The 19,056-nt window shown below is 74.6% G+C and carries 18 protein-coding genes; 7 read left to right on the forward strand and 11 right to left on the reverse strand.

The features are described from left to right. Positions 1–52: 52 nt before the first annotated feature. From MF672_RS20570 to MF672_RS20595, 6 genes are all read right to left on the reverse strand, one after another. On the reverse strand, positions 53–1,087 hold the full coding sequence (locus MF672_RS20570) for a methyltransferase (protein ID WP_242375643.1): 1,035 nt from the start codon (positions 1,085–1,087) through the stop codon (positions 53–55). Beyond that, positions 1,080–2,333: a tryptophan 2,3-dioxygenase gene (locus tag MF672_RS20575; protein WP_242375644.1), complete on the reverse strand. Its 1,254-nt coding sequence runs from the start codon at positions 2,331–2,333 to the stop codon at positions 1,080–1,082. Before MF672_RS20575 ends, MF672_RS20570 begins: the two co-directional genes overlap by 8 nt. Positions 2,334–2,353: 20 nt before the next feature. Next, positions 2,354–3,097, reverse strand: a complete 744-nt coding sequence (locus MF672_RS20580; RefSeq protein ID WP_242375645.1) for a tryptophan 2,3-dioxygenase family protein — start codon at positions 3,095–3,097, stop codon at positions 2,354–2,356. A gap of 119 nt (positions 3,098–3,216) precedes the next feature. Further along, positions 3,217–4,926, reverse strand: coding sequence for a non-ribosomal peptide synthetase (locus tag MF672_RS20585; protein ID WP_242375646.1), 1,710 nt, complete (start codon positions 4,924–4,926; stop codon positions 3,217–3,219). A 39-nt stretch (positions 4,927–4,965) separates the two neighbouring features. Further along, entirely contained in the window at positions 4,966–5,676 is a 711-nt protein-coding gene (locus MF672_RS20590) for an FMN-binding negative transcriptional regulator (RefSeq protein WP_242375647.1), read from the reverse strand. A gap of 17 nt (positions 5,677–5,693) precedes the next feature. Next, on the reverse strand, positions 5,694–6,365 hold the full coding sequence (locus MF672_RS20595; RefSeq protein ID WP_242375648.1) for an LmbU family transcriptional regulator: 672 nt from the start codon (positions 6,363–6,365) through the stop codon (positions 5,694–5,696). A 186-nt stretch (positions 6,366–6,551) separates the two neighbouring features. Here MF672_RS20595 and MF672_RS20600 point away from each other — a divergent pair, with 186 nt between their 5' ends. Beyond that, the gene (locus MF672_RS20600) at positions 6,552–7,226 is read left to right on the forward strand and encodes a TetR family transcriptional regulator (RefSeq protein ID WP_242375649.1); all 675 of its coding nucleotides are present in this window, start codon (positions 6,552–6,554) and stop codon (positions 7,224–7,226) included. Here the strand turns inward: MF672_RS20600 and MF672_RS20605 are convergent. Further along, positions 7,201–7,824 (reverse strand): ScbR family autoregulator-binding transcription factor, encoded by a 624-nt coding sequence (locus MF672_RS20605; RefSeq protein WP_242375650.1) that lies wholly within the window; start codon positions 7,822–7,824, stop codon positions 7,201–7,203. The genes MF672_RS20600 and MF672_RS20605 overlap by 26 nt on opposite strands. Before the next feature lie 189 nt (positions 7,825–8,013). Here MF672_RS20605 and MF672_RS20610 point away from each other — a divergent pair, with 189 nt between their 5' ends. Both MF672_RS20610 and MF672_RS20615 read left to right on the forward strand, forming a co-directional pair. Further along, complete coding sequence (locus tag MF672_RS20610; protein ID WP_242375651.1) at positions 8,014–8,928, forward strand: ScbA/BarX family gamma-butyrolactone biosynthesis protein; 915 nt, start codon at positions 8,014–8,016, stop codon at positions 8,926–8,928. 17 nt (positions 8,929–8,945) lie between these two features. Continuing rightward, a complete protein-coding gene (locus MF672_RS20615; RefSeq protein ID WP_242375652.1) occupies positions 8,946–9,734 on the forward strand; it encodes an SDR family NAD(P)-dependent oxidoreductase in 789 nt (262 codons plus the stop codon). Here the strand turns inward: MF672_RS20615 and MF672_RS20620 are convergent. After that, on the reverse strand, positions 9,705–10,439 hold the full coding sequence (locus MF672_RS20620) for a MerR family transcriptional regulator (RefSeq protein WP_242375653.1): 735 nt from the start codon (positions 10,437–10,439) through the stop codon (positions 9,705–9,707). The two genes, MF672_RS20615 and MF672_RS20620, sit on opposite strands and share 30 nt — an antisense overlap. A gap of 96 nt (positions 10,440–10,535) precedes the next feature. On the opposite strand from MF672_RS20620, the gene MF672_RS20625 reads away from it, so the two are divergent. From MF672_RS20625 to MF672_RS20635, 3 genes are all read left to right on the forward strand, one after another. Further along, the gene (locus tag MF672_RS20625; RefSeq protein WP_407654734.1) at positions 10,536–11,495 is read left to right on the forward strand and encodes an ABC transporter ATP-binding protein; all 960 of its coding nucleotides are present in this window, start codon (positions 10,536–10,538) and stop codon (positions 11,493–11,495) included. After that, positions 11,492–12,358: an ABC transporter permease gene (locus MF672_RS20630; RefSeq protein WP_242375654.1), complete on the forward strand. Its 867-nt coding sequence runs from the start codon at positions 11,492–11,494 to the stop codon at positions 12,356–12,358. The genes MF672_RS20625 and MF672_RS20630 overlap by 4 nt, the downstream gene beginning before the upstream one ends. A gap of 393 nt (positions 12,359–12,751) precedes the next feature. Next, a complete protein-coding gene (locus MF672_RS20635; RefSeq protein ID WP_242375655.1) occupies positions 12,752–14,038 on the forward strand; it encodes an FAD-binding oxidoreductase in 1,287 nt (428 codons plus the stop codon). Here the strand turns inward: MF672_RS20635 and MF672_RS20640 are convergent. Together MF672_RS20640 and MF672_RS20645 are read right to left on the reverse strand one after the other, a co-directional pair. Continuing rightward, the gene (locus MF672_RS20640) at positions 13,990–15,054 is read right to left on the reverse strand and encodes a lysophospholipid acyltransferase family protein (RefSeq protein ID WP_242375656.1); all 1,065 of its coding nucleotides are present in this window, start codon (positions 15,052–15,054) and stop codon (positions 13,990–13,992) included. The two genes, MF672_RS20635 and MF672_RS20640, sit on opposite strands and share 49 nt — an antisense overlap. Continuing rightward, a complete protein-coding gene (locus MF672_RS20645) occupies positions 15,051–15,767 on the reverse strand; it encodes a GNAT family N-acetyltransferase (RefSeq protein ID WP_242375657.1) in 717 nt (238 codons plus the stop codon). The genes MF672_RS20640 and MF672_RS20645 overlap by 4 nt, the downstream gene beginning before the upstream one ends. A gap of 437 nt (positions 15,768–16,204) precedes the next feature. Between MF672_RS20645 and MF672_RS20650 the strand changes: the two genes are divergently transcribed. Then, positions 16,205–18,370: an elongation factor G gene (locus MF672_RS20650; RefSeq protein ID WP_242375658.1), complete on the forward strand. Its 2,166-nt coding sequence runs from the start codon at positions 16,205–16,207 to the stop codon at positions 18,368–18,370. A 66-nt stretch (positions 18,371–18,436) separates the two neighbouring features. On the opposite strand, the gene MF672_RS20655 is transcribed toward MF672_RS20650, so the two are convergent. Beyond that, positions 18,437–19,021, reverse strand: a complete 585-nt coding sequence (locus MF672_RS20655; RefSeq protein WP_242375659.1) for a short chain dehydrogenase — start codon at positions 19,019–19,021, stop codon at positions 18,437–18,439. Positions 19,022–19,056 lie beyond the last annotated feature (35 nt).

A 19,056-nucleotide genomic window follows, 5' to 3' on the forward strand; every position in this document is an offset into this window, starting at 1 on the left:
GGCCACCCTCCTCAAAGGTCTTTTCCAGCCTTATTCGCCGCGGTCCCGCGAGTCAATTGCCAGCGCCATTGTCCTGCCGACCGGACACCGTCCCCGCAGGTCCGCGGAGTTTTCCGGCGAGTAATGCGGAGCGCGTTCCCCGGTCAATTCCCGTCAGTTCGAAACCGCCCGCCGCGAACAATTCCCGCCATTCGCCGGCCGTCCGCTCGCGCCCGCCGAGCAGCACCAGCATGTGCAGGTCGAGGAGCTTTTCCGGGTGGCGGGCGTCGTCCTCGGGAATCACCTGCTCGACGACGAGCAGCGTGCCGTGCGGCGGCATGGCGGCGGCCACCTCGCGCAGGATCCGGGCCGCAGCGTCGTCGTCCCAGTCGTGCAGGATCTGGGCCAGCACGTAGACGTCGCCGCCCTCGGGCACGCCGGTGAAGAAGTCGCCGCCGATGACGGCGCAGCGCTCCGCCGGGACGTCGGCCTCCCGGACCACGTGCGGCAGGTCGAACAGCACGCCGCGCAGGTGCGGGTGGCCCGCGAGCAGCGTCCTCAGCAGCTCGCCGTTGCCGCCGCCGACGTCCACGACCGTGCGGGCGCCGCTCCAGTCCCGCTCGATCAGCGGTTGCATGCGCAGGGTGACCAGGCCCGCCTGGGCGGCGTCGAAGGCCGCCGACTCGGCGGGGCGGGCGCGCAGCCAGGCGAACATGGGCTGCCCGAACAGCTCGTCGAAGGCCGGTTTCCCGGTGCGCAGCGAGTGCCCGGCGAGGCCCCATGCCCGGTAGGGCGCGCCGGCCATCAGGGTGACCAGGTGCCGCAGCGAGCCGGGCCGGTCGGCGCGCAGGTGCGCGCCGGTCGCGGTGAGGGCGAAGGTGCCGCGCGGCCCCTCGGTGAACAGGCCCTCGGCGACGAGCACGCGCAGGAACCGGGTGAGCGCGCCGGCGTCCGCCCCGGCGCGCGCCGCCAGGCCGGCGGCCTCCGCGGGGCCGTCGGCGAGCAGGTCGGGCACGCCGGCCTCGGTGACCGCGAAGATGGCCTGCGAGACGATGTAGCCCATGATCGCGTGCCGCAGCGCGCGGTAGCCGTCGTCGTGCTCAGGCATGCGGGCCTCCTGGTGAGAGCGCGGGGAACAGCGGGCGTTCGGCCGCCTCCCGCAGGTAGTCGGCGCCGGAGCTGCCGCCGGTGCCCGGCACCCGGCCGATGATCTTGAGGGTGATCCCCCAGTGCGTGCGTTTCATCGCGTGCCACGCCTGGTCCAGGCCCGTCATGGCGGCGGCCAGGTCGTCCAGTCGTGGCCCGCCGCCCGCCGCCAGGTACTCCTCCTGGAGTGAGCGGCCTGGCCGCGGCCGCTCGTCCAGCCGGAGCAGCTCCATGGGGAGCCGTTCGGTGGGCAGGGGCGCGCTCAGGCGCTCCACCTCGCGGTAGGCGCGGGACTGGATGGCGCTGCGGCCGTCGGTGGACGACCGGATGACCGCGAACGACTCCTTCGGCATGGTGGTCAGCACCCGGTAGAGGCTGCCGGTGGCGGCCACGCGGGCCGTCGCGCCGCGCACCTCGGCCGCCGCGGCCGCCGGGTCCCCGCCGGCGAGGGCCGTCACCGCCCGTTCCAGGCAGCGCGCCACCTGCCGGTAGACCAGCTCGAACACCTGGATGCTGCGGATGAACATCACCTCGTCGTGCAGCGGCGTCATGGGCAGCAGGGTGATCTCGGCGGCCAGCCGCACGGCGGGCGGCACGGCCTCCAGGGCGAGCAGGGCGAGCTCCCCCGCCCGGTCGGCGGCGGGCGCCCCGGGGAAGCGGGCGGTCACCCCGGCCGCTCCGGGCGCCAGCTCCCCCGCCCTGGCCAGGGCCCGCAGGCAGGCCCGGACCCGGACCTGCTGCGGGGCGGAGCCGCACACCCGGCCGGCGGCGGCCTCGAAGGCCAGCAGGTCGCCCAGCAGCGCCACCTGCTGCAGGTCGAGGCCCGTGTCGGGGCCTCCGGCCGCGGTCCCGGCCACCTGGTGCAGCAGGGGCATCGCGCCGTAGGAGTCGTAGTCGCCGTCCTCCTGGTCGAAGGTGCAGGGCAGCCAGGACGACAGGATCGTCCCGTGGGCCGGCCTCCCGCCGCCGCCGTGCCGCCGGCAGCCCTGCTCGGCCAGCACGCGCAGGGCCTTGACCAGCTCGGCGTCCGCCCGGCCGCGGCCCACCGCCTGGTAGTGCCGCACGATGGGGCGGAACGGGAACGCGGCCGGGCCGGCCGTCTCCTGCCACTCCGCGAGGCTGTTCAGGGCCGAGGACGGGCACCTCGCCGTCTCGTCCAGCGCCCGCGGGCTGAGGCCGCCGACCCCGACGTTCGTCGTGGCTCGCATCCGATGTCCTTCCCGCTGGCTCACTGGGGGTCAGGCACGTGCCACAGCTCGGGGAAGGACGGCGTGAAGACCGTCGCGCGCAGGAACTCCGCGCCGGTCGAGCCGCCGGTCCCGGCCTTGTCGCCGATCACCCGCCGGGCCAGGACGGCGTGCTGGAAGCGCCACTCCTGGAAGGCCTGGTCCAGGTCGCGCAGCCCCTCGCACACCTGCGCCGCCACCGCGTCGTCCCGCTCCACCGTGCGGAGGGCCAGCGGCACGTCGTGCGGCGGGTACCCGCAGGCCGCCAGGTACTCCAGGAAGGAGGCGAACAGCCGGGGCCGGCCCGCCCTGTCCTCGATGCGCGCCCTGGCCGGGCTGCCCGCGGGGAACTGCCGCGCCACGTCGCCGTCGCACCGGCCCAGCACCAGCTCGATCTCGCGGAACTGGGCGGAGTAGAAACCGCTGCCGCCCAGCCGCTCGCGGAAGGCGTCGAACTGCCCGGCGGTGAGCGTCTCCAGCGCCCGGAGCTGCGCCGTCAGCACCGCGAACCCGGCGCCGAGCCGCCGCAGCGTCCGCAGGGCGTGGCCGCTGTCGGCCGCGGCGAGGGCCGCCTGGAGGCCGCCCAGCTCGTGCAGCAGCTCCTTGAACCACAACTCGTGCGACTGGTGGACGACGACGAACAACAATTCGTCGGGCTGCCCGGTATTGGGCTTCTGCAGGTCCAGCAACGTGTCCAGAGACAGATATTCGCGGTACGCGCGATATGCGGAAAGAGCGCTGGTCATACCTCTTCCCTAACACGGCCGCCGGCCCCTCGGGCAAAACCTTTCACCAGTCATTCACAGCCCGCCTCGCGAGGCACGAAAAAGCGCCCCGGAATATCTCCGAGGCGCTTTTCGAACGGTCAGGAGCCGGCTTGCACCAGCCCTTCGATATCGGCCAGGGTGGCCGCCTCGAAAATGCTTCTGATCGGCACCGAGACACCGAACTCCCGGCGAATTCTGCGGGCCAGCAGGGTGGCCAGCACCGAATGGCCGCCGAGGTCGAAGAAGTTGTCCTCAGGGCGGGCCTCCGGCACGCCCAGGATCTCGGCCGCCAGGCCGCACACGTCGTCGCCCGCCGCCGCCGGCGCGGGGGCCCGGCGCAGGGCGGCGCGGTCGATCTTCCCGTTGGGCAGGGTGGGGAAGCTCTCCAGCACGACGACGGCGGCGGGCACCATGTGCGCGGGCAGCGCGGCGGCGAGATGGGCGCGCAGGTCGGCTCCGGTGACCGGGTCGCCGGGGCGGGTCCGGGCGTAGGCGACCACGCGGGCCTCGGCGAGCCCGCCCTCCACGACCGCGCAGGCCAGCTCGACCGCCGGGTGCGCGCTCAGCCGGGCCTCGATCTCGCCCAGCTCGACCCGGAAGCCCCGGATCTTCACCTGGTCGTCGGCTCGCCCGGCGAAGAACAGCTCGCCGTCGGCCCGGCGCCGGCCGCGGTCCCCGGAGCGGTACATGCGGGAGCCGGCGGGGCCGTACGGGTCGGCGACGAACCGGGCGGCGGTCTCCGCGGGACGGCCGAGGTACCCCCGGGCGAGGCCGGGCCCGGCCAGGTACAGCTCCCCCTCCGCGTCGGGGGCCGCCTCGCCGAGGCGTTCGTCCAGCACGTGGACGGCGCTGCCGAGCAGGGGGCGGCCGATGCTGATCTCCTCGCGGCCGGTGATGGGCCCCATGGCGATGCCCACGGTGACCTCGGTGGGGCCGTAGCCGTTGAACATGCGCCGGCCGGCGGACCAGGTCGTGGCGAGCGGCCGGGTGACGGCGTCGCCGGTGGACATGACGACCCCGCCCGGCAGCAGCCCGGCGGCGTCGGTGACGCTCAGCGCGACCGGCGGCAGGGTCGCGTGGGTGACCGCGTTCCTGCGCATGGTGTCGTGCAGCGGCGGCCCGGGCAGCAGGTCGCCGGCGGGCGCGAGCACGAGCGCCGCGCCGGACAGCAGGGCGAGGCAGATGTCCCAGAAGGCCGCGTCGAAGCTGATGGAGGCCCACTGGAGCACCCGGTCGCCCGGCCCGGCGCCGAGCTCCGCGGCCTGACTGGCCGCGAGGGCGGCCACGCCGGAGTGCGTCACCGCGACGCCCTTGGGCCGGCCCGTCGAGCCGGAGGTGTAGATCACGTACATCAGGTGGCCGGGACGGAGGGGGGCGCGGCGGTCCCGGTCCGTCAGGTCGTGGTGCGGCTGCGCCGCGCACGCGGCGGCGACGGCGGGATCGTCGATCAGCAGCTCGGGAATGTCCGCGCCGGGCACGTGCGCCTCCGACGAGCGCACGAGCAGCACCGGCCGCGCGTCCCGCAGCATGAACGACAGCCGCTCCGCCGGGTAGGCGGGGTCGAGGGGCAGGTAGGCGCCGCCCGCCTTGAGCACCGCGAGCAGCACGGTCATCAGCCCGGCGGTGCGCGGGACCGCGACGGCGACCAGCGTGTCGGGCCCGACGCCGGCCGCGACGAGCCGTCTGGCCAGGCGGTTGGCGTCGGCGTTGAGCCGGGCGTAGCCGACCGTCCCGCCGGGCGTGATCAGGGCCGGCCGGTCGCCCATGCGGGCCACGGTCGATTCGAACAGGTCATTGACGGTGCGCATGTCCGCTCGCGTTTCCTGGTCGGCGCTTGCTACGGCTTGCTACGACGCTCTCCGGCCCGGTCCTTCCTGGACCGTCGCCGGGTCGCGCGGCGGGGGGACGGGCTCACCGGCGAGGCGGCCCATGAGCTCGGCGACCTGGCGGGCGCCGCAGGAGGGCCGCGCCGCGAAGGAGGCCCGCACGCGTTCCCTGATCTCCGGCCGCTGCTCCTGGCTGAGCTTGAACATGCCTTCGGCGCGGGTCACGGCGATCCGGAACGCGCCCACTCCCGGCAGGATGCGCCGGAAGTAGCCGAGCGAATCCGTCATGTCCCAGCCCGTCCCGAACGCCGCCTCGAAGGCGCGCACGGTGGCGCACACCACCTCCAGCGTCTCGGCCTCGCCGCGGATGGGGCTGAGGGTGCCGTGGACGTGGACGGAGGTGAAGTTCCACGTCGGCGCGGCCGGGCTGACCCGGTAAACGGCCGGCGAGACGTAGGCGTGCGGGCCGGTGAAGGTCACCAGCGCCGGCCCGCCCGGCTCCAGGGCCTTCCAGTGCGGGTTCGCCCGGTTCATGTGCCCCAGCAACACGGCGCCCGACAGGTCGGCCGCCCACGGCTCGGGACCGGCCGGGTCGGGGATGACCGGCACGTGGGTGGCGTAGGGGCCGGCGTCGGCGGGCCCGTTGGTGGCCAGCAGCGCCAGCGGGTTGCCGCGGACCAGCTCTGCCGTCCAGCCGCCGGCCGGCTGGCGGTAGGGACCGGGGACGAACATGCGATGCGGTCCTTTCCTCAGGCGGTCTTCCTGTCAGGAGCGTTCCGGTCGCCGGACGCGTCGTCGATGATCCGCACGATCCAGTCCATGAACGGCATGTGGGCCGCCTCCGACGCCTGCATCCACCGGTCCCGGCGCTCGGAGTCCAGGCTCAGCGTCACCTGCACGCGGGTCGCCGGGTCGGCCTCGTCGAGCTTGCGCGCCCGCTTGCGCAGCTCCTGCCGGAGCCGGCGGGCCGACCAGCTCTCCCGCTCGGCGCGGGCGAGCCAGAGATCCTGCTCGGCCTCCGGCAGCGAGGCGGCCTCGGCGTGGTGCTGGAGGCTCAGGCTGTCCCGTCGCCGGGACGGCGGGAACTTCCTGGCCACCCAGGCATAGTTGCGCAACGTCTGGTAGCTGAGCGAGGTCTCCTCGCAGACGACCTGGTAGCGGCCGGGGAACTGCTCCTCGCCGTAGACCAGCCAGTCGGCCAGCCACCAGCACGAGGAGTCGCTGATCCGCCGGATCTGCTGCCCGATCCGGCACCAGGACTCGAAGCCGAGCCCGACGGGGATGCGCAGCTCGACGCGGCCCGCGTAGACCCCCGCGTCGATCCCCAGCCTGCCCCGGACGGCGCCCTGCTCGCCCGGGGCTCCGGCGCGCACCCCTGAGGCGAGCCCCGGACGGGTCTGTCGGTTGACGGCGGCACTCATCAGAACGATCGCATCCTTCCTCCTCGAAGGACGAAGCAACTGGTGACGCGATCGCCAGCTAAAACCGTCCGGTTGGTTTTGTCAATTCTGTCATCACCTGGGATGTTTATTGAGTAAATCCAGGTCAGCGAGGTTATCAAAAACAGCACAGAAGGTTTGTTCGGTGTGAAGGTGAGGGACTTGGCGATGATCCAGGAACGCGCGGAACTCACCCGAAACAAGATCATTCACGGTGCCGCGGAAGCTTTCGCCGAACGCGGTTTCGCCGGCACCTCGCTCATGGAGATCGTGCAGCTCAGCGGCACCACCAAGGGCGCGCTGTACTTCCACTTCGGCTCCAAGGACCGGCTCGCCGAGGAGATCCGGGAGCACGCCGACGAGATCTGGACCGGCATGGAGCGGCTGGCGTCCTGCCGTTGCGACGGCCGGGCCGCCGTCCAGGCGATGATCGACTTCACCCACCTGCTCACCCGCAACCTGGCCAGGGACGTCGTCTTCCGCGCCGGCCTCCGGCTGGACGGCGAGGGCGGCACCCCGCGCGAGCGCTGGATCCCGCTGCTCCGGCTCCTGCTGGCGGAGGCCGCCCCGGCCCCGGAGAGCGCGGAGGGCGTGGAGGCCATCCTCGTGGCGTTCGTGCCGGGCCTGGAGGCGCTCTCCCGCCGCCGCCCCGACCGGCTCGACGCGCGGACGATCACCGCCGTCTGGCGGACGCTCCTGCCGGCGCTGACCACGGCCCCGTCGGCCTACCTGCCCGCCGGCCGGCCGCACCCGCACCCCGGCGACCCGCTCGGCTGCGGGCGGCCCGCGGCGCGCGCCGCGGGGGCGGCGGAGGCGGCTATCCGGCCTGGGACATCAGGATGACGCTGCGCCCCTCGGGCAGCAGCCCGTTGAGCAGCACCTGCCACATCGTGTCGAGCCGCTGCATGAGGTCTTCACGGCGGCTGTAGATGAACGACAGGATCTGCGTGCCGTAGAAGGCGCTGTTGATGAACCTGGCGCACGCCTCCGCGTCGAGGTCGCCGCGGAGCTCGCCGCGGTCCTTGGCCTCCTCGAGCAGCTTGACGAGCACGAGGTCCCAGTCGGTGAACGCCTCCAGCGTGGGGCTGCCGAAGGTGCCCTCCGCCACCAGCCGCACGCCGGCCAGGTGGATCGGGTTGTCCTTGATGAGCCGCGCGTAGGCGTAGGACAGGTTGATCAGGGTGCGCAGCGGCGTGGCGCCCTGGGCGGCGACGGTCTCGGCCAGCCGGGCGCCCTCCTCGCGATGGGCGGCGACGACGGCCTGCGCCAGCTCCTCCTTGGAGGAGAAGTGGAAGTACACCGCGCCCTTGGTCACCGCGGTGCGGGCGATGATGTCCGCCATGCGCGCGCCACGGAAGCCGTCCGCGGCGAAGACCTCGGCCGCGGCCCGGAGCACGACGGCGCGGGTGCGTTCGGCGCGCTGCTGGAGCCGTCGTGCCATTCGACCGCCAAGTACAGGAAAGTCTTTTGGCCGGTATCTTAGCTGGCCGGTCCGGTAGCTACAATGCGGGATTTTCCTGTTCAGAGCGGCTGATATGACCGTAAAGCTACAGAAATCTGGCTGACGGTGGTGAGAAACAAGGATACCGGTAGGTTTGTTTTCACCATCCTCTCGGGAGGTGACATCCGCATGGGGCTCACCGGGCCGGATCTGCGCCACGAAGAGAGCCTGTTCGAACAGACCATCCCCCGCCGGCTCGTCCACCGGACCGCGGTCACCGAGGTGCTGATCACCGGCTTCCGGGCGGACGGCCCGGACCGTTATCTGCTGGGCGCCCAGTGGCCGCTCTGCCACCGCTTCTACCGGACCGTCCACGGGCGGCACGACCCCTTCCTGCTCGTCGAGAGCGTGCGCCAGGCCGGGCTGCTCATCGGGCACGCCGGCTACGGCGTCCCGGCCGGGCACGCCTTCGTCATGGACCACCTGGCCTTCGAGATCCCGGCCGACGCGCTCGCCTGCGAGCCGACCCACAGCGACGTGGTGCTGTCGGTGACCTGCCGCCCGACCGGCCGCGGCGGGCGCGCACCCAAGGGCCTCGGCTACACCATGGAGCTGCACCGCGGCGCCCGGCACGCGGGCACGGCGCGGGCGCGGGCCCGCTGCATCAGCCCGGCCGTGCTCGCCCGCCTGCGCGCGGGCCAGGTCAGGCGTTGCGGTCAGCCGTTCGCCGCCGGCCCGCCGGTGCCCGCCGAGCGGGTGGGCAAGGCGCACCCCGAGGACGTCGTCCTGTCCGCCACCGGCGAGGCCGAGGTCTGGACGCTGCGCTGCCGCCCGCACCCGGTCCTGTTCGACCACCCCATGGACCACGTGCCGGGCAACCTCATGATCGAGGCGATGCTCCAGGCGACCCGGTGCCGGCACTGGCCGCGCCAGGTCGGCGTGCGCGCCCTCAGCGCCAACTTCCACCGCTACGCCGACCTCGACCGGCCCGTCACCGTACGGGCCGCCGACCCGATCGGCGACGACGAGCCCACCCTGGTCTCCCTGACACAGGACGGCGAGCACCTGGCCGACGGGCTGATCACACCGGCCGCCCTGACCTGACCACACGGGAGACGACCATGACCGACAGCGCGTTCCTGACCGGCAAGGTCATCCTGATCACCGGGGCCAGCCGGGGCATCGGCGCGGCCGCCGCCCGGCTGTTCGCCCGCGAGGGCGCGGCCGTCGTCCTGACCGCGCGCGGCGGGCGCGAGCTCGGCGACCTCGTGGACGAGCTGACCGGGCAGGGGCACGAGGCGGTGCACGTCGCGGGCGACGTGACCGTGCCCGGCGACGCCGCCCGCGTGGTCTCCGCCGCCCTCGGCCGGTACGGCAGGCTGGACGCGGCCTTCAACAACGCCGGCCGCGGCGGCGGCCCCGACGCCATGCACCTGGCCGACGACGCGGCCCTCGACCGGGTGATGGCGGTGAACGCGGGCGGCACCTGGCACTGCATGCGCGAGGAGATCCGGGCCATGCTGCCGCGCGGCGGCGGCTCGATCGTCAACAACGCGAGCGTCGCCGGGCTGCTGGCCGGGCCCGTGTCGGCCGCCTACGTGGCCGCCAAGCACGCCGTCATCGGCCTGACCAAGGCGGGCGCGGCCGAGTACGGCGCGCGCGGCATCCGCGTCAACGCCGTCGCCACCGGCGTGGCCCGCACGCCCATGAGCGAGGCGTGGATGGCGGCCAGCCCCGCCGTGGAGCCCTCGCTGGCCGAGACCGCCCCGCTGGCCAGGGTGGCGGGCGCCGGGGAGATCGCCGAGGCCGCGGCGTGGCTGTGCAGCGACCGGGCCTCCTACGTCACCGGCGCCACGCTCACCGTGGACGGCGGGCTCAGCTCATGTGTCCTGCAACAGGCGCGCCGGTGAGGGCGGGCCGCCGTCGTGGGCGTCCATGCTCAGGTAGCCGTGCAGCACGGCGGCGCCCTCCAGCATCGCGGCGGCGGTGCGGGTGAGCGCGTGCCGCCGCTCCTCGACCGCGACGCGCAGGGCCTGCGTGCTGCCGGTCCTGCGCAGCTCGTCGAGCAGGGCCCTGATCTGCGGCAGCGGGTGCCGGCCTTGCCGCAGGATGTGGATCATCCGGGCGTCGCGGACGTCGTCGGGGCCGTACCGGCGGTAGCCGGTGACCCGCTCGCGTTCCGGTGCGAGCAGCCCGGCGGCCTCCCACACCCGCAGCGCCGAGGTGCGCAGCCCGAGGTGCCGGGCGACCTCCCCGATCCGCGTCAGGTTCCTCGCCGGGACCGGGGCGGGATCGTCCGCCACGGCCTGCAGGGCCTCGCTGGTCGAGCGGAGCGCGAGCCGCCGGGCGTGCAGGCCGGCGTGGGACTCGTCGATGAGGGCGAGCGCGCCCGGCACGTCGCCCGCGTGGATCGTCAGCATGATCGAACGGGCGGTGTCCCAGCCGAAGCCCTTCGCCAGCGACCGGTAGGCGAGCAGGGCGGCCCGGTGCCGGGCGTCGAACCGGCGGTAGCCCGAGGGCGTGCGCTCGGTGGGCGGCAGGATGCCGGCGTCGGCGTAGTTGCGGATCTGCTGGGTGGAGACGCCCACCTCGCGCGCCAGGTCAACCGGGCGCAACGCGGGAGTTGAGGGTTTCGCGACCACGGAGCCATCCTATGGGCGCTCAACAGCATGACAACGTTCAACGTAAAACTTCAATGAGAGACTTTAAGTATGGACATCACGCACCGGAAAGCCGCAGAACCATCGGAGAAAGGCCGGGCCCCTTCCGCGACCCCCGTGATCCAGACCCGCGACCTGCGCATGCGGTACGGGACGACGGACGTGCTGCACGGCGTCGACCTGCGTGTCCACCAGGGAGAGGTGGTCGCCCTGCTCGGCCCGAACGGCGCGGGCAAGACGACCACCATCGAGATCCTCGAGGGCTTCCGCCGCCGCTCCGCTGGCGAGGTCGAGGTCCTCGGCGCCGACCCCGGCCAGGCCGGCGACGCGTGGCTGGCCCGCATCGGCATCGTCCTGCAGTCGTGGCGGGACCACGGCAGGTGGCGCGCCGGGGAGCTGCTCGACCACCTCAGCCGCTTCTACGTGCCTTTCCGCGAGCCGTACCGGGCCGACGAGCTGCTGCGCCTGGTCGGGCTCGCCGACCGGGCCGGCGCGGTGATCGGCACCCTGTCGGGCGGCCAGCGCCGCAGGCTCGACGTGGCCATCGGCCTGGTCGGCCGCCCCGACCTGCTCTTCCTGGACGAGCCGACGGTCGGCTTCGACCCCCAGGCCCGGCGCGACTTCCACGACCTCGTCCAGAGCCTGTCGCACGGCCAGGACACCGCGATCCTGCTCACCACGCACGACCTCGACGAGGCCGAGCGGCTCGCGGACCGCATCGTGATCCTCGCGGGCGGGCGCATCGTGGCCGACGGCACCGCCGAGGAGCTGGCCGCCCAGGTGTCGAGCGAGTCGGAGGTCCGCTACACCCTCGACGGCGTCCCGCACACCGAGTCGGTCGCGGACGCCACCAGGTACGTCCGCGAGCTGTTCGCCACGCACGGCGACGCCGTCGGCAACCTCCAGGTGCGCGCGGTCAGCCTGGAGGACGTCTACGTGAGCCTGGTCCAGGAGTACGAGTCCGGGCGGCGCACCCAGCCGCCGGCGAAACTGAGGGAGGTGGCCCGATGACCACGGCGACGGACGCCCGCACGGCGGCCGCGCGCGCCGGTCTGCAGCGCGGCTGGATCGAGTTCCGCCAGACCATGACCAGCGGCCAGGACCTCTGGTCGGTGATGTTCTTCCCGGTCGTGACCCTGGTGGTCATGTTCCTGCTGCGGCACAACACCGTGCCGGGCACCGGCTTCTCCCTCGGCTCGCAGGCCCTTCCGGGCATCCTCGGCATGAACGTCGTGCTCAACGGCATGATGATGCTGGCCCTGTCGCTGACGATGGACCGCGAGGACGGCACGCTGCTGCGCGCGAAGGCCACCCCGAAGGGGATGACCGGCTACCTCGTCGGCAAGGTGACCAGCCGGGCGGGCACGGCCGTCATCGGGCTGCTGGTGCCGCTCGTCCCGGCGGCGTTCCTGTTCGGCGGGCTGGACCTCGGGCGGGTCTCGGCCTGGGTCACCCTCGGGTGGGTGGTGGCGCTCGGGCTCGTCGCGGTGCTGCCGTTCGGGGCGATCCTCGGCTCGTTGTTCGGCTCGGCGCAGGGCGTCGGCTTCGTCACCTTCCCGATGATGGTCCTGATGGGGATCTCCGGCGTCTTCTACCCGATCTCCGGCTTCCCTGAGTGGCTGCAGTGGGTCGGGCAGGTGTTCCCGCTGTACTGGCTGGCGCTCGGCCTGCGCTCGGCGATGCTGCCGGACGCGATGGCCGTCGCCGAGATCGGCGAGTCGTGGCGGCACCTGGAGACGGCGGTCGTGCTGGGGGTGTGGGCGGCCGCCGGGTTCCTGCTCGCTCCCGTGGTGCTGCGGCGCATGGCGCGGCGGCAGTCCGGCTCGGCCGTCGAGGAGCAGCGGCGCAAGGCCATGCAGCAGCGCACGACGTGACCGCCTGTTCGACCAGGTCGTCCTGGCCCAGGTGGGCTTGCTCGCCGTCTCCTCGGGCTTCATCGACTGGCTGCGCGCGCCGGAGAGGATCACGTCGGCCTGGTACCTGTCGGCGTGCTCCCAGCTCACGACCTCCCGGTGCCGGGCGACGACGCGCCGCGGGCGCCGCGACAGCGAGGGGAGCTGTCGGGTACCACTCCCGCCGCAGCAGTCCGGGCCTCCTCCTACCGCCGGCGGCGTAGCGGGAATGACGACGACGGCCGGATTCGCCGGCCGCGTTCCGACGAGATCCTGGCTCTCATCCGGTCTTAAGAGGTGCGGTAAGGCGACGGGAACGAGACCGTAAGCGCCCTTCCGCACAGTTGACGCAGGACCTGAGAGAAGGGCATCGAGATGAGCCGGCCGTACTACATCCAGGACGACATCACGCTGAGCGGTTTCACCGGCCCGGTGCACCGCCCCGGCGAGGAGCGTTACGACGAGCTGCGCCGCGGCCTGAACCCCGCCGTGGACGCCCGCCCGGCCGTCGTGGCCGAGGCGTACGGGGTGGCGGACCTGCGGGCCGCGCTGCTGGCGGCGCGGGCGCACGGGGTGCCGTTCGCGGTGCAGGCGACCGGGCACGGCACGCACGCCGCGGCCGACGACGGGGTGCTGGTGCGGACGTCGCCGATGGCGTCGGTGCTGGTCGACCCGGTCCGCCGGGTCGCCAAGGTGGGCCCGGGCGCGCGCTGGGGCGAGGTCGTGGCCGCGGCCGCCCCGTTCGGGCTCGCACCGCTGTCGGGCTCGGCGCCCGGCGTCGGCGTCACCGGCTACACGCTGGGCGGCGGGCTCGGCTGGCTGGCGCGCCTGCACGGCTTCGCCGCCGACAGCGTGCTGCGGGCCGAGGTGCTGCTGGCCGACGGCAGGCACGTCACGGCGAGCCCGGACAGCCACCCCGAGCTGTTCTGGGCGCTGCGCGGGGGCGGCGGCGGGTTCGGCGTGGTGACCTCGCTGGAGTTCCGGCTGCACCCGGTCGCGCGGGTCCACAGCGGGTTCGCCTACTTCCCGATCGAGGCGGCGGGCGAGCTCCTGGAGGCGTACCGGACGTGGATCGACGACGCGCCCGACGCGCTCAGCACGGCCGTGGTGCTGCGGCGGATGCCCGCCGACGGGCCGCTGCCCGGACGGCACGTGGCGCAGCTCAAGGTGGTCCACGCGGGCGACGAGGCGGAGGGCCGGCGGCTGCTGGCCCCGCTGTGGCGGGCGGCGGGCCCGGCGCTGCTGGACGAGACCCGCACGACGACGTACGCGGACACCGCGATGGGCGGCACCCCCAACCGGCACATGTCGATGCTGGAGGAGGTCCCCGGCGAGGTCGTGGACGTGCTGGTGGCCGCGGCCGGGCAGGCGCAGACCGTCGAGATCCGGCACTGGGGCGGCGCGATGGGCCGTCCGGGGCCGGACGCCGGGCCGGTCAGCCACCGGGGCACGCGGCTGTCGGTGATCGTGGACACGCCGGTGCCCGGGCTGGCCGAGGCGCTGCGGCCGTACGACAACGGGGGGACGTTCCTCAACTTCCTGGCCGACACCCGGCGTACGGCGGCGGCCTGGTCCGCCGCGGACCACGGGCGGCTGCGGCAGGTCAAGCGGGCCTACGACCCGGACGGGGTCTTCCGGGTCGGCCACGTCGTCGAGCCGTGAGGGCCGGCCTTCCGCGCCCCGGCGGCGCCGGCCCGGACGCGCGACTCGGCGGCGGCGGCCAGCGCCTTGCGGGTGCCGGCCGGCGGCAGCGGGGCGAGCAGCGTGACCTCGGCGGCGAGGTGCCGGGTGGCGGCCACCCGCAGCAGGGACGCCAGCAGCGAGTCGTCGCCGACGTACCCGGGGCGGGTCGAGAGCCCGGCTCCCGGGTCCTCCCGGTAGCGGATCGTGGCGGGCAGCACAGGGGCGCCCGCGTCGAGCGCGGCCTGGAAGAGCGCCGGGCGGAAGCGGCCCATCCCCCGGCCGCACCAGGTCGTCCCCTCGGGGAAGGCCACCACCGTGTCGCCCGAGCGCAGGGCGGCGGCGACGGCGGCGACCGTCGCGGGCAGCGCGGACAGGCGTTCCCTGTCGATGAACAGGGCTCCCGAGCCGGCCACCAGGCCGCCCGCGAACGGCCAGGAGGCGATCTCCCGCTTGGCGAGCGGGCGGGAGGACGGGAGGGTCGCGGCGATGATCAGCGGGTCGAGCCACGAGACGTGGTTCGCCACCACGAGCGCGCCGGTGCCGGCGGGCAGCCCGGGGCCGGTGCGGGTGAGCTCGACCCGGATGCCGAGGGACCGCAGCAGTAGCCGCGCCCAGGCCCGGGTGACGGCCGCCCGCTCCCTGCCCCGGCCGCCTCCGGCGGGGGCGCGGCCGCCTTCGGCGGGGATGCGGCCGAGAGCGAGGGCGAGGGGCAGGCCGGCGAGGACCACCAGCAGCGCCGCCGCCAGCCGGGCCGCCAGCCGCACCGGACCGGCCGCCGCGACCGGCGGCTCCAGGCAGGCGGCCGGGGTGCACGGCCCGAGCGGCCGCCACGGGCTGACCTCCGCGCGGGACGGGGCGAGCGAAGGGGCGAGCGGAGGGGTGAGGGGCGGGGTGACGGGCGGGGTGACGGGCGGGGTGACGGGCGGGCCGAGCGGAGGAGTGACGGGCGGGCCGAGCGGAGGGGTGGGGGGCGGGCCGAGCGGTGGGGCGGTCACCGGTGGTCTCCCAGGAAGAATCGCAGGTAGCGGGCGTTGACGCGGTCCATGGACAACAACACGAAGAAGTCGGCGGTGCCGAAGTCGCGGTCGTGCGCGGGCGCCCCGCACACCCATGAGCCCAGCCGCAGGTACCCGCGCAGCAGCGGGGGCGCCACGAACCGGTCCCCAGGAGCGGCGGGCCCGCCGCGCCAGGGCAGGCGCGGCGTCACCCGGTACTCCTCCGGGCCGAGCGGCACGCGCGCGGCCACCGCCGCCGCCGTCGCGCCCCCGTCGTCCAGGGGCACTGAGCAGCATCCGGCGAGCCACCGGTGCCCGCCGTCCACCATGTAGCGGGCGATGCCGGACCACATGAGCGCCATGACCGCGCCGTCCCTGTGGCCGGGGTGCACGCAGGTGCGGCCGACCTCCACCAGGCCCGCGCGCAGCGGCGCGAGCCGGCCCAGGTCGAACTCGCCGTCGGAGTAGAGCCGGTCGGAGCGGCCCGGGGCCAGCAGCCGGTACGTCCCGACGACCTCCGTCCCTTGGCGGACCAGCAGGTGGTCGCAGTAGGCGTCGAAGCGGTCGGCGTCGAGGCCGGACAGCGGGCTGTCCAGGCGCGCCCCCATCTCCTCGGCGAACACCTCGTGCCGCAGGCGTTGCGCGGCCCTGACGTCGGCCGCGCTGGTGGCCATCCCGACCGTGTAGCGGCCGGTGTCGAGCGAGATCGTCATGGCGCGCGTCCTTCCCTGAAGGGGTCTCGCGCCTATGTCGACATGCGGACATGACGGCGGCCTCTCGCGGCGGCGGCAGGCAGGCGTCGGCGTGGTGAACCTCGCCGGTGGGCGGGTCGCGGCCGGTAAAACGCGTTGGCCGGCGGAGGGCGTTTCACTACACTCGCCTCGAACCCGCCGCCATCGAGGACGAGTGCAGAAAGGACGAGCCATGCGCCGCGCGACCGCCACCGCTGCCGCCGCTGCCGCCGCTGTCGTCCTGCCCGTCTCGCGGTACGAGGTGATCCTGGTGTCTTCGTCGCCCCGGCGCCGGCTGCGCGGCCGTCGCCGGATGTCCTGACGAACGACCCGCGCCCTTCCCGGGCTGCCGGCGGTCCGTTCGCCGGGTGAATCGCGCTGTCCTCGTTTCCTGATTTTTCCTGAAAGGGCCGTAGGCCATGCGCACCCGTACCGTCACCGACCCGCTCGCCGTCGTCCGCAACCTCGGCATCCTCGCCCACGTGGACGCCGGCAAGACGACCGTCACCGAGCGGATCCTGTACCTCGCCGGCGCCACGTACAAGCGGGGCGAGGTGCACGACGGCACCACCGTCACCGACTTCGACCCGCAGGAGCGCGACCGCGGCATCACGATCTTCGCCGCCGCGGTGAGCTGCGACTGGGCCGGGCACCGGATCAACCTCATCGACACGCCCGGCCACGTCGACTTCTCCGACGAGGTCGAGCGGTCGTTGCGGGTGCTGGACGGCGCGGTGGCGGTGTTCGACGCTGTGGCCGGGGTCGAGCCGCAGAGCGAGTCCGTGTGGCGGCGCGCCGACAGGTACGGGGTGCCGCGCCTGGCGTTCGTCAACAAGATGGACCGGGCCGGGGCCGACCTGGACGCCGCCGTCGCCTCGATCCGGGCGCGGCTGCACCCGGCGCCGCTGGCCGTCCAGCTCCCGATCGGGCGCGAGGACGGGTTCCGCGGCGTCGTGGACCTGGTCGGCATGCGCGCCCTGACGTGGGACGGCGACGGCGGCCCGGTGCGGGAGAGCCCTGTGCCCGGCGAGCTGCTGGAGGAGGCGTGGCGGCGGCGCCGGCTGCTGGAGGAGGCCGTCGCCGAGCTGCATCCGGGCGCCCTGGAGGAGTTCTGCGCGGCCCCCGCGCCGGCGGACGCTCCGGCGGACGCGGACGCGGACGCGGGTGCGGGTGCGGGTGCGGGTGCGGGCGTGGCGGCGATCTCCGCGGGCACGCTGACCGGCGCGTTGCGGGACCTGACGCTCTCCGGCGCGGCCGTGGTCGTGCTGTGCGGGGCCGCCTACCGCGACCGGGGCGTGGAGCCGCTGCTGGACGCCGTCGTGGCGTACCTGCCGTCGCCGCTCGACGCGCCGGCCGCCGGGCATCCCGCCGACCCGGCGGCGCCGCTGGTGGCGCTGGCGTTCAAGGTCAGCGCGACGGCGACCGGGCGGCTCACGTACGTGCGCCTCTACTCGGGAACGCTGCGGAAGGGCGACACGGTGCTGGACGCGGGCGCGGGCCGCGCCGAGCGGGCCGGGCGGATCCTGCGGGTGCAGGCCGACCGGCACGCCGAGGTGGACCGGGCGGTGGCCGGCGACATCGTGGCGCTGGTCGGCCCCAAGGCGGCCCGGCCCGGCGCGACGCTGTGCGCGCCGGACCACCCGGTCGTCCTGGAGCCGCCGAGCCCGGCCGAGCCGGTGGTGTCCGTGGCCGTCGAGCCGCGCAGGAGCACCGACGCGGGCCGGCTGGCGGCGGCGCTGGCCCGGCTGGCGGAGGAGGACCCGTCGCTGTCCGTGCGGTCCGATCCGGAGACCGGGCAGACGCTGCTGTCCGGCATGGGCGAGCTGCACCTGGAGGTGGCCGCGGAGAAGCTGCGCCGCGACCACGGCCTGGCCGTCGCCGTGGGGCGTCCGCAGGTCGCCCACCGGGAGACGGTCGTGCGGGGCGTGTCCGGGGTGCTGTACCGGCACGTCAAGCAGGACGGCGGCGCCGGGCAGTTCGCGCACGTCGTGCTGGACGTCGAGCCGATGGACGGCGAGGGGTTCGCGTTCCGCTCCACGGTGAGCGGCGGGCGGGTGCCGCGCGAGTACGTGCGGGCGGTCGAGGCCGGCTGCCGGGACGCGCTCGCCGCCGGCCCGCTCGGCGGCCATCCGGTGACCGGGCTGCGGGTGACGCTGACCGACGGGGCCACGCACCCGAAGGACTCCTCCGAGCTCGCCTTCCGCGCCGCCGGGCGGCTGGGGCTGCGCGAGGCGCTGCGGTCGTGCGCGATGGTGCTGCTGGAGCCGGTGGCCGAGGTCACCGTGACGGCCCCGGACGACGCCGCCGGCGCGGTGCTCGGCGACCTCGCCGCCCGGCGCGGCCGGGTGATCGGCTCGGTGACCCGAACCGGCGGCGGCGATGGCGGTGGCGGCGGTGACGGTGACGGTGACGGTGGCGGCGTGCACGGCAGCGGCGCCGGTGGCGTGGGCACGGTCGTCGTGACGGCGGTCGTGCCGCTGGCCGAGGTGTTCGGGTACGCGACCCGCCTCCGCGGCCGCACTCAGGGCCGCGGCACGTTCACCACACGCCCCGCCGGCTACGCGCCCGCCCCTCAGCCGGCCTGACGGCCTGACGGCCGGCGCCGGCGGCAGCGGGACCGGGTGGAGTGATCCGCCCGGCCCCGCTGCCCGTCACGGGATGATGTTCTCGCCCCGCACGCCACCCTCGACCACCGTCAGGAACGCCCGCGCCACGTCGTCGACCGGCGTCCCGTCGGCGGGGTCGCGCCCCATCGACTCCAGGGTCTCGCTGATCCAGCCGGGGCTGATGAGGTTGATGCGCAGCCCGCGCGGCAGCTCGGCGGCGGCGTTGCGGACGAAGCCCGCCAGCCCCGAGTTGACCAGCGCCCCCAGCGACCCGCCGGGCAGCGGCTCGGTGAAGGTGCCGCCGGTCAGGGTGATGGATCCGCCGTCGCGCAGGTGCCGCACGGCCCGCCGGGCGAGGGCGACCTGGCCCAGCAGCTTGGCCCGCAGCCCGGCGGCGAACTCCTCGTCGGTCACCTTCTCCAGATCCACGAGCGGCCCGCCGGCCGCGCAGCACACCACCGCGTCGGCGTCGGGGACCCGCTCGAACAGCTCGTCCAGCGTCGCCGGGTCCTCCAGGTCCACTCGTACGGGGCCGCGCCGCGAGGCCGCGACGACCTCGTGGCGCGGCTCCAGAGCGGCCACGACGGCCCGGCCGAGGGTCCCGGAGGCTCCGATCACGATCGTCTTCATGAGGTCGATCATGCCGAACGCGGGCGTCCGCCGCC

Source organism: Actinomadura luzonensis, assembly GCF_022664455.2.
In the GTDB taxonomy this organism is placed as follows: domain Bacteria; phylum Actinomycetota; class Actinomycetes; order Streptosporangiales; family Streptosporangiaceae; genus Nonomuraea; species Nonomuraea luzonensis.

Excerpts from the sequence above, each read along its gene's own strand:
- MF672_RS20585 (WP_242375646.1), bottom strand. The coding sequence starts at position 4,926 with ATGCGCACCGTCAATGACCTGTTCGAATCGACCGTGGCCCGCATGGGC.
- MF672_RS20595 (WP_242375648.1), bottom strand. The coding sequence starts at position 6,365 with ATGAGTGCCGCCGTCAACCGACAGACCCGTCCGGGGCTCGCCTCAGGG.
- MF672_RS20570 (WP_242375643.1), bottom strand. The coding sequence starts at position 1,087 with ATGCCTGAGCACGACGACGGCTACCGCGCGCTGCGGCACGCGATCATG.
- MF672_RS20655 (WP_242375659.1), bottom strand. The coding sequence starts at position 19,021 with ATGAAGACGATCGTGATCGGAGCCTCCGGGACCCTCGGCCGGGCCGTC.
- MF672_RS20630 (WP_242375654.1), top strand. The coding sequence starts at position 11,492 with ATGACCACGGCGACGGACGCCCGCACGGCGGCCGCGCGCGCCGGTCTG.
- MF672_RS20600 (WP_242375649.1), top strand. The coding sequence starts at position 6,552 with ATGATCCAGGAACGCGCGGAACTCACCCGAAACAAGATCATTCACGGT.
- MF672_RS20615 (WP_242375652.1), top strand. The coding sequence starts at position 8,946 with ATGACCGACAGCGCGTTCCTGACCGGCAAGGTCATCCTGATCACCGGG.
- MF672_RS20650 (WP_242375658.1), top strand. The coding sequence starts at position 16,205 with ATGCGCACCCGTACCGTCACCGACCCGCTCGCCGTCGTCCGCAACCTC.
- MF672_RS20635 (WP_242375655.1), top strand. The coding sequence starts at position 12,752 with ATGAGCCGGCCGTACTACATCCAGGACGACATCACGCTGAGCGGTTTC.
- MF672_RS20605 (WP_242375650.1), bottom strand. The coding sequence starts at position 7,824 with ATGGCACGACGGCTCCAGCAGCGCGCCGAACGCACCCGCGCCGTCGTG.
- MF672_RS20590 (WP_242375647.1), bottom strand. The coding sequence starts at position 5,676 with ATGTTCGTCCCCGGTCCCTACCGCCAGCCGGCCGGCGGCTGGACGGCA.
- MF672_RS20580 (WP_242375645.1), bottom strand. The coding sequence starts at position 3,097 with ATGACCAGCGCTCTTTCCGCATATCGCGCGTACCGCGAATATCTGTCT.
- MF672_RS20610 (WP_242375651.1), top strand. The coding sequence starts at position 8,014 with ATGGGGCTCACCGGGCCGGATCTGCGCCACGAAGAGAGCCTGTTCGAA.
- MF672_RS20575 (WP_242375644.1), bottom strand. The coding sequence starts at position 2,333 with ATGCGAGCCACGACGAACGTCGGGGTCGGCGGCCTCAGCCCGCGGGCG.
- MF672_RS20645 (WP_242375657.1), bottom strand. The coding sequence starts at position 15,767 with ATGACGATCTCGCTCGACACCGGCCGCTACACGGTCGGGATGGCCACC.
- MF672_RS20625 (WP_407654734.1), top strand. The coding sequence starts at position 10,536 with ATGGACATCACGCACCGGAAAGCCGCAGAACCATCGGAGAAAGGCCGG.